At 56.9% G+C, this 8594-nt stretch carries 9 protein-coding genes; 3 read left to right on the top strand and 6 right to left on the bottom strand.

Annotated features, from left to right (window positions below; translation table 11 throughout):
• The first annotated feature begins 41 nt into the window (after positions 1 to 41).
• The gene (pknB, locus tag HMPREF2971_RS00345) at positions 42 to 2114 is read left to right on the top strand and encodes a Stk1 family PASTA domain-containing Ser/Thr kinase (protein ID WP_049355347.1); all 2073 of its coding nucleotides are present in this window, start codon (positions 42 to 44) and stop codon (positions 2112 to 2114) included.
• 212 nt (positions 2115 to 2326) lie between these two features.
• On the opposite strand, the gene HMPREF2971_RS00350 is transcribed toward pknB, so the two are convergent.
• From HMPREF2971_RS00350 to HMPREF2971_RS00355, 3 genes are read right to left on the bottom strand one after another with little or no spacing between them, the layout of a single operon-like run.
• Complete coding sequence (locus HMPREF2971_RS00350) at positions 2327 to 2959, bottom strand: aminodeoxychorismate/anthranilate synthase component II (RefSeq protein WP_012904364.1); 633 nt, start codon at positions 2957 to 2959, stop codon at positions 2327 to 2329.
• 15 nt (positions 2960 to 2974) lie between these two features.
• Positions 2975 to 3136 (bottom strand): hypothetical protein, encoded by a 162-nt coding sequence (locus tag HMPREF2971_RS09275; protein WP_005507386.1) that lies wholly within the window; start codon positions 3134 to 3136, stop codon positions 2975 to 2977.
• Between the two features lie 19 nt (positions 3137 to 3155).
• Positions 3156 to 3905, bottom strand: coding sequence for a class E sortase (locus tag HMPREF2971_RS00355; RefSeq protein ID WP_044150898.1), 750 nt, complete (start codon positions 3903 to 3905; stop codon positions 3156 to 3158).
• A 159-nt stretch (positions 3906 to 4064) separates the two neighbouring features.
• On the opposite strand from HMPREF2971_RS00355, the gene HMPREF2971_RS00360 reads away from it, so the two are divergent.
• The gene (locus tag HMPREF2971_RS00360) at positions 4065 to 4379 is read left to right on the top strand and encodes a cell division protein CrgA (protein WP_005507388.1); all 315 of its coding nucleotides are present in this window, start codon (positions 4065 to 4067) and stop codon (positions 4377 to 4379) included.
• Positions 4380 to 4578: 199 nt separating this feature from the next.
• Here HMPREF2971_RS00360 and HMPREF2971_RS00365 read toward each other — a convergent pair whose 3' ends face one another.
• A complete protein-coding gene (locus tag HMPREF2971_RS00365; RefSeq protein ID WP_012904366.1) occupies positions 4579 to 5496 on the bottom strand; it encodes a LysR family transcriptional regulator ArgP in 918 nt (305 codons plus the stop codon).
• A gap of 208 nt (positions 5497 to 5704) precedes the next feature.
• Here HMPREF2971_RS00365 and HMPREF2971_RS00370 point away from each other — a divergent pair, with 208 nt between their 5' ends.
• Positions 5705 to 6337, top strand: coding sequence for a LysE/ArgO family amino acid transporter (locus tag HMPREF2971_RS00370; RefSeq protein ID WP_044150899.1), 633 nt, complete (start codon positions 5705 to 5707; stop codon positions 6335 to 6337).
• 22 nt (positions 6338 to 6359) lie between these two features.
• On the opposite strand, the gene HMPREF2971_RS00375 is transcribed toward HMPREF2971_RS00370, so the two are convergent.
• Both HMPREF2971_RS00375 and HMPREF2971_RS00380 read right to left on the bottom strand, forming a co-directional pair.
• Positions 6360 to 7793, bottom strand: a complete 1434-nt coding sequence (locus HMPREF2971_RS00375) for a D-mannonate dehydratase (protein WP_070690533.1) — start codon at positions 7791 to 7793, stop codon at positions 6360 to 6362.
• Between the two features lie 47 nt (positions 7794 to 7840).
• A complete protein-coding gene (locus tag HMPREF2971_RS00380; protein WP_231840270.1) occupies positions 7841 to 8377 on the bottom strand; it encodes a GTPase in 537 nt (178 codons plus the stop codon).
• Between the last annotated feature and the right edge of the window lie 217 nt (positions 8378 to 8594).

The following is an 8594-nucleotide window of genomic DNA, read 5'->3' on the forward strand; positions in this document are numbered from 1 at the left end:
CATTTTGATTTAGTTTTAGTCTTAGTGATCCAGGAGAACTTATGGACCTGTCGGTTCCCGACACGGTTGATAACCGTTACAAGGTACTCGAGGTAATCGGTACCGGTGCGATGGCAACCGTTTATGCTGCTGAGGATACTCGCCTCGGCCGCAAGGTTGCGCTTAAGATTCTGCGCCCGGAGCAGGCCCAGGACGATACGTTCCGCGCACGCTTTAAGCGTGAGGCGGAGGCTGTGGCGTCTCTGAACAATCCTGCGATTGTTGCTGTCTATGACACCGGTTCGTATAACCCTTCGCAGGATGGTGGGGAGTCTGCTTCTTCGGAAGAGGGCACCGCTATTCCTTATATCGTGATGGAGTACGTGGAGGGTCATACTCTGCGTTCCATTCTGTCCCGTGGCGGTCATCTGCCGGTCCGTGATGCTTTGGGTTATTCCGAGCAGCTGCTGGGTGCTTTGCAGTACAGCCACTCGATGGGCATCATTCACCGCGATATTAAGCCGGCGAATATTATGGTGCTGGAGCGTACCAGCGAGGATATCGCTAAGGGTCAGCCGGGCCAGATCAAGGTCATGGATTTCGGTATTTCCCGTGCCATTGAGGAAGCTGGCGAGGCGCTGACCAAGGCTAATGTGGTGATGGGTAGCGCACGCTACATGTCCCCTGAGCAAGTGAGCGGCAAGGAAGTTGACGCCCGTAGCGACCTGTACTCTGCTGCTTGCGTAATTTACGAGATGATTGCTGGTCGTTCTCCGTTTGACGCTGAGTCGAATGTTGATCTGGCGGCTAAGCATCTTTCGGATGCCCCTGAGCCTCCGAGCAAGTTCACCCCGCTTGAGGTTCCTGCTGGTCTGGATGCTGTGATTCTGAAGGGTCTGGCGAAGAACCCGGATGAGCGTTATCAGAGTGCTGCTGAGTTCGCTCAGGCTCTGGCGTCGGTTGTTCGCCCGGGTGAAGAGACCGTGGTTCAGGATGCAGCGATGACTACTGCTTTTGTTCCTTCGGCGACTACTGCTTCCCTGGGTGAGGATTACGCCCCGTACACCACCTCGATTACTGAGGCTTCGGTGGAAGACGGCGGCCTCAACGGCTTCTTCGAGTATGAAGACGATGAGGAACTGTATGACGAGGAGGAGTACGCAGAGTACGATGAGTCTTCGCCGCGTAAGCGTGCGTGGGTTCGTTTCCTTGTGGGTACTCTGATTGTGGCTCTGCTGGTTTTCAGTGTCGGCTCGGTTCTGTACTACCAGAACAAGCTCAATGAGGTTCCGCAGGTTCAGGTTCCGGCTGTGGTGAATGTTTCCCGCGATGATGCCGATAACCAGCTGCGTAACCGAGGCTTCGTGGTGGAGTACCGTCAGGGCTACTCGGACAACATCAAGAAGGGCGACGTTATCAACGTTGAGCCGGGTGTCGGTTCTACGGTTAATAAGGGCTCGACCGTGGTTGTGACTGTTTCGAGCGGTCCGGAGAAGGTCAAGTTGCCGGATAACCTGCAGGGTCAGAGTGAGGCGTATGTCCGTAACGCTCTGAAGGACCTGGGTCTGGTGGATGGCCGCGTCTCCACTGTGGAGAGCGCTTCCGTTCCTGCCGGTATGGTTGTGGAGCTGTCCCCGGAGAAGGGCTCGACCGACGATAAGGGCGCTCAGACCGTTGAGGCTGGTAGCACCGTGAACATTGTCCTGTCCTCCGGTAAGGTAAAGGTCCCCTCGCTGGTGGGTCTGACCAAGGATCAGGCGATTGCTGCTCTGACCGCTCAGGATGTTCTGCTGAACACCAACATTGAGACTGTTCAGACTAACGAGCGTCCTGCGGGCACTGTGCTTTCGCAGAGCTCTGCGGCGGGTACTCTGGTGGCTCAGAACAGCACTGTGACGATCCGTGTGGCTGCTACTCCGACTCAGACGACCGCTCCGACTACTGCGGCTACTCAGCCTGCGGCGGCGACCGGTAACCAGAACGCTACCACTGGTAACCAGAACCAGCAGCGTTCTACCGCTACGGCTACTCCGGCACCGGCTGCGTCCGCTACTGCGGGTACCCGTACGATTCAGGGTACTAACGCGAATACCAATGCGAACAACGCTAATAATGCAAACGCTAACGCCCGCTAAGGGGTTCTAGCGGTTAGCAAAAGGGGCGGCGCTCCACACCGTTGGGTGTGGGGTGCCGCCCCTTTTCGCGTATCTGGGCTTGTTCGTGTATCTGGGTTTGCTCGTAGCTAGGGGTCCAGATATAGCTATCGCCTCCAGTTTCCCTGTAGCGTGTCTGCTACGGGGCTTCTGGAGGCGATATAAGCCGTTGAGGGCTTCTTAGGCTAGAAGTACTAGGCCATGAGGGGCGAGAGGCTCTTAGCGCGCTCTGCGGCTCCCTGCAGGCCGGTTTCTTCGAGCCAGTTGCCAAGCATGAGGTATCCGCTTTCGGTCAGGACCGATTCGGGGTGGAACTGCACGCCGTGCATGGGGGCCTCGCGGTGGCGCAGGCCCATGATGATGCCATTGTCGGTGGTGGAGGTGGTTTCCAGGACCTCGGGCATGGTTTCGGGTACAACCGCCAGGGAGTGGTAGCGGGTCGCGGTGAAGGGGCAGGGCACGTCCTTGAACACGGAGACGTTCTCGTGCACGAGGCGGGAGGTCTTGCCGTGCATCAGCTCGGGGGCGTGGGTGACGGTGCCGCCGAATGCCTCCGCGATGGCCTGGTGGCCGAGGCAGACACCCAGTAGCGGCTTCTTCGCTTCGGCTGCCCAGCGGATGGTGTCAATGATGACGCCTGCCTCTGCGGGGGCACCGGGGCCGGGAGAGACAAGCACGCCATCGTGTTCTTCGGCGAGCTTGATGACTTCGGCGAGCTCGTATTCGTCGTTACGGATGACGGTGGTTTCAGCGCCGAGCTGCTGGATGTAGCCGACGAGGGTGAAGACGAAGCTGTCGTAGTTGTCGATAACAAGGATGCGGGTCATGGCACGTCCTTAGCGCTAATGGTTGATGGTGACGTTCAGGTTGAAGGGGCCGTACTCTGCGAAGTGGGGGAAGACGAATTCCATGAGCAGGTAGACTACGGCGAGTATCAGCACGATGGCGATGATGATGCGAACCCACAGGGGGCCGGGGAGGTGGCGGAAAATCCATGCGTACATCTTGCTTTTCCTCTCTGGTTTAGGATCCTGCTACGGAGGCGGCAATTTCTGCGGGCGCTCCGGCTGCGGCGGGCCGCCAGGATTCGAGGCGGGCGTGGACAATGTATCGTTCGGTGTCGCCGTAGCGCGGGTGGCAGGTAGTGAGCGTCAGGAGGCGCTCAGTGGGTGCTACGCCGGGCTGTCCGGGGACGGGTTCGATGACTTCTACCTGGTCGGGCTGCACGATTTCGTGGCTGTAGACGGTGTAGGTGTAGTAGCCGTCTTTGGTACGCACGTAGATGTGGTCGCCTTCGGTGAGCAGGTCGATGTCGTTGAGGACTTTACCGCGGGTTTGGCGGTGGCCTGCGAGGGAGAAGTTGCCGACCTGTCCGGGCATGGCGCTTCCTTCGTAGTGGCCGAGTCCGAGGGAGTCGAGCACGTCGGAGCTGGTTCCCTGGGTGGCGGGGCGCTGGTAGTCGGATCCGAACTTGGGGATGTAGACGATGCCGAAGACTTCACCGTGGCCGGGTTCGCTCAGACCGGCGGGAGGGGTGTTGGGGTCCCAGTCGGGGAGGGGTTCGGCGGGGTTGGAGTCGAATTCCTGGACGAGGGTGCTGACGGCTTGGGATTGGGTGCGGTCGGCGTCGATGTTGGTCCACCAGAGCTGCCATGCGACGAAGAGCAACAGCAGGAGGCCCACGGTGATAAGGAGTTCGCCTGTAATCTGGATGATCCAGTGCAGCACGGTGCGGGGGCGGCGCTCTGCGGTGGGTGCCGTTCCTTGGCTCATGCGTTCTCCTTTGTCCTTTGGGTTGTGTATGTTCTTGGGCGCCGGGTGGCGTTCCTTATCTTTCAACGCACGGAGAAGGTGAAATCATCCCGTAAGTCTGCAAAGATAGGTGTGAACATATATTTTTAGGTTACCCATACAACAATAAGCGGAGGAAGTATGTCGACCAACTCGGCTAAGGCATCGTCCAAGAAGAAGTCTCAGAAGTCTGCTAAGTCTGAGGTGGAGGATGCAAGCGAGCTGCGTCTGCGTGAGATTGCTCGTGAGATGGAGAGCGGCACGCAGCTGAAGGAGCAGACTCCGTTGTGGTACCGAGTGATTATGTTCTCGCTGCTGGCGGTGGGCATTCTGTGGATTATTGTTTTCTACATTACGCAGGGCCTGTTCCCGATTCCTGATTTGGGTATGTGGAATGTGAGTGTTGGTGTGGGCGCCATGATGGTGAGCATGCTGATGATGACTCGTTGGCGCTAGAGTTTTAGGCGTTATGACTTAGGCGTTAGAGCTTATAGAGAGGCGGCCGTCCCGTGTGGGGCGGCCGCCTCTGTATGTGTGGTGGGGTGTTATAGGGTTTTATTACCCGGTTCTTATATTCTTATATAAGAATATAGTCTAGTCAGACATATATTTTTAACAATTTGGTTAATTTCAGAATCTTGAATCAATGAACCCTTTAGTAGATTAGGTCGCCTCGTGCCGCTTCGTGGACGCGGCGGGTTACGGTCTCCATAACGGGCGAGTTGATGTTCCAGCGCTGCCAGTAGAGGGGGAATTCTACCGGGGTTGCGGCGAGCTTCACGAGGTGCCCGCTTTCGAGCTCTTCGGCGCATTGCGCCTCAGGAATGAGACCCCAGGCAATACCGGAGCTGACGGCTCGCGCATAGTCCGGAGATGAGGGAATGTAGATGGTGGGGCTTTGGGTGAAGGTTTCTTCAGCCTCTAGACCTACCTCTTTTTCGATGAGGGCTCGCGCCACATCCTGCACAAAGTCTTTACGGTCATATTCGACGACGGGGGCACGATTGAGCTCTTCGCGACTCATGATCTTGGGCCAGCCGGGCAGGTACCGCTGCACGAAGTCGGGGGTGGCAACGCACCAGTAGCGTGCCACACCGAGGGTTTCGACGGAGCAGCCGGGGATTTTTTCGGGTTTGGAGGTGATGACTGCCATGACTTCTCCGGATCGGAGCATAGCGGAGGAGTGGAATTCGCCTTCTCGTCGCAGGTCACAGAAGATGCTGTCTTCGCGGCTGAGGATTCCTACGGCGTCGAGGAACCAGGTAGCGAGTGAGTCGGCGTTGACGGCAACGGAGACGCTCTGGAAGCCGCCGGCGCCCATGAGTTCGCGTTCCATTTCTTGCTGCAGGAATTCGCTTTGTCGGGCGATGCGCAGTACGCTTTGTCCGGCGTCGGTGGGGGTGACGGGGTTGCTTCGGCGTACCAGGACTTTTCCGGCAATCTGTTCCATGGCTTTGATGCGCTGGGAGATGGCGGAGGGGCTCACTCGCAGGATATCTGCTGCCGCGTCGAAGGTGCCGTATTCAATGACGGTGGCGAAGGTGGTGAGCTGGTCGGTACTGAAACGTGTCATAAGAATATCTTACGCAGTGTGAAAATATTTAGATAGATTTAGGGTCCTTTTTCCCGTATTCTCGTCTCTGGCACTTCACACTTCAGCTAACGCAGGCTTTATCCCTGCGTCGCGAGCTTTTGCCTGGCAAGCTGGTAGTAAGAGAGCCGCTACCCACCACTACGTACGCGGGCTCATGCCCAGTTTGATCAACATAGAAAGTTTCACGATGTCCGCATCCCTGTCCCTGCTGTTTCTGGGTGCTACCACCACGATTTCTTTGGTGGCGGCTATTGGCGCCCAGGGAACTTTTGTGCTGCGTCAGGGTATTTTGGGTCGGCACATTACCCCGATTATTATTTTCTGCATTCTGTCGGATGCTCTGATGATTGGCTTGGGCGTTGTGGGTCTGGGTGCCCTGTTGGATGCGGCGCCGTGGTTTATTGAGGTGTTCCGTTATGTGGGTGCGGCGTTTTTGGCGTGGTTCGGCTACGAGTCGGCGAAGCGTGTTTTCATCCCGCATGCGGTTGTCGTTGAGGAGGGTACCGAGGATGCGCAGTCTTTGAAGGCGGCCCTGCTGACCACGGCGGCGGTCACCTACCTCAACCCGCTGGCATGGTTGGACACAACGATTTTCCTCGGTTCTCTGGCTAATACGCAGGGCGATCCGGGCCGTTGGTGGTATTACCTGGGATGCTGCTGCGGTAGCGTGCTGTGGTTCCTCATGATTGGCTACGGCTCACGAATTTTACGTCCGCTCTTTGCCCGCCCGGAGGCCTGGCGTGTACTTGATGCGGCGGTGGCCCTACTCATGGTGTATCTGGTATTCAACCTGCTGACAGTGAACCTGTCGACCCACTAGCTTCTACCCCTACCTAACCTCTTTACGCCTTGTCAGGCTCTTTTTGCACTCTCTCCTCCTCGCTGAGGGGTATGAGTACTTCGTTCTTGGGCATGGTAAGCAGGCCCAGGTAGATATCGCGAATAACCAGGATGTGCTTAATTCGCGCAATCATGGGCTTGAGGAAGCTTCGGGCGTATTTTTCGTCGCTACTGGTGGTTGCGACAAAGCTGAGTCCGGAGAACACGGCAACGATCATGGACACCTTGATGACCACGGCGTTGATGTTGGTGTCTACGCCGAGGATTTTGAGGTGTTCGGGTTTGACGGTCATCCACGATTCAATGGTGGTATCGCTAATGGCGATGGACGAGAAGCCCATGAAGAATCCGAAGACGAGCAGCATGAAGAGGGTCGCCTGAATAATCTGCCCGATCATGGGGATGATGATGAGGTTGCTCCAGGGCGCGATTTTGAGGGGTCGGTGTTCGAGGATTTTCTTCTCTTCGACCCAGTCTTGGGCAGTGTTCCAGATTCCGCCTTCGAGGGCTGCGGCATACTCGTAGTCGTTGTCGCTAAAGCGTGCGATGTCGTCGCCTCTGGAGCGCCCCAGCAGGCGCGCTGTGCGTTCCAGGGAGGTTGTGACGACCACGAACACGGCGAGGAGCCCCATGAGCCCCAGAACAGCCCAGGTGCGCGGGAAGCTGAGCCCGTTGGCGAGCTTCCAGAGGTCTGCATTCACGAAGATGAAGAGCACGGACACCATGAGTACGGGTAGTACTTTCGCGATCATGGGCGGCAGGGAGGCGAGCTGGTGGATGGCGTGCTTGAGGGACCAGCCGAGTACGGTATCTACGCCCAAGAAGATGGCGAGGTAGATTCCGATAACAATCAGGGGGAAGACCTGTCCGCCGTCATAGACGAAGTCTATGCCTTCAAGGGTGCTTGCTTCGAAGACGCCGGTGGTGAAGAGCATTCCGGCAAAAAGTAGGGTAAGAATACCCGTGGTGATTTGAACCCACTGCGGGGTACGGACCATCAGCATGTGAGCAAGAGCGATGAACGCACCGGAGATAATCGGCATAACGAGGAAAATCCCGCCGAGTACGAGCACTGGGAGTACTTCGTTGCTGAGGGCGCTATCGCTTGTGAGAGCTTTGATGTAGTTCGGTAGGGAACCCTTCACGTCCTCTACGACGAAGAGGAGAATGTCGCGCAGGAAGATATAGCAGATATGCATGATGCCAGCCCACAGGATCCACGGCACGGAGCGTGGGAACGCATCGAGAGCACGTTGACGGGCAGGAATAATGAGGGGCACGCCCTGTTTACGGAACCAGATATTGCTCTGCTTTAGCATGTCAGCCCTGGTGTAATGGTGAGGTTGCGCCTCTTCTGCTGTGGCTTTAGTACGCAGCCGCGCCCAGATGGGGCGTGCGTCCTTCTGCTGCGGGGTGTTCTGGTCCTGTGTGCTCATGACATACCACTCTACAGGGGTTGAGAACCTCTTTTATCCGAAGGCCCCTATAGCTCTTCTCGCTGGAGTTCAGTTCCAATGAAACGACTGTAGGCACCCATAAGTAGGGCTGCTGCTGCTTCCTGTTCAGCGTAGATGCCCAGTTCCTCGTCTTCACGACCAGTGTAGGTGCCGCTACTGATTTCGAGCAGGGATAACGGTCCTTCTGCGGTCTCCGGTGCCAGGGCATCCAGGATGAAGCTCAGGCTTTCTTCTGATTCTTCAGCTACTCCCAGGAGGCGTCCCAAGTGTGTACCCGGGTAGGGTGCGATGGTGAGGACGTCTTCGTTCTCGCATTGGATAATGCGTGCGACAGGAATGATATCCCCGGCTGCGGTCTCTTCGAGCAGTAGCTCAGTGGAGAGGTCGATATGGCTTTCCTCGCTCTGTAGGAGCTGCCTGGGCCACCAGAGGTGAATGTATTCGGTCAGTGCCGCCCAGGTTTCGTGAGGCTCCAGTGTGCTCTCTACGTAGAGGGCTGCCGTTCGTTCTTCACCGTTGTGTTGGTGCTGCTGATCGACGGGCTCTGGTGCGTGGGAAAACATGGGGTAGTGCATGGTTCTACTCTATCCCAGTGTGTCTGTGAAGAGCATTCTTCCTTGTAGTCAGAGCCATAGACAAGGGTCTGAGGGTACAAAAAAAGGGGGCAGACCCATGCGGGTCTGCCCCCTTTCTAACTTTAGCTGTTAAAGCAAAAGAGCCCGCGCAAGCGGGCTCTTTTTATTGCCTATTGGATTGTTATCCAAAAACCATACAGTGAAC

This window comes from Rothia sp. HMSC066G07, assembly GCF_001814485.1.
In the GTDB taxonomy this organism is placed as follows: Bacteria; Actinomycetota; Actinomycetes; order Actinomycetales; family Micrococcaceae; genus Rothia.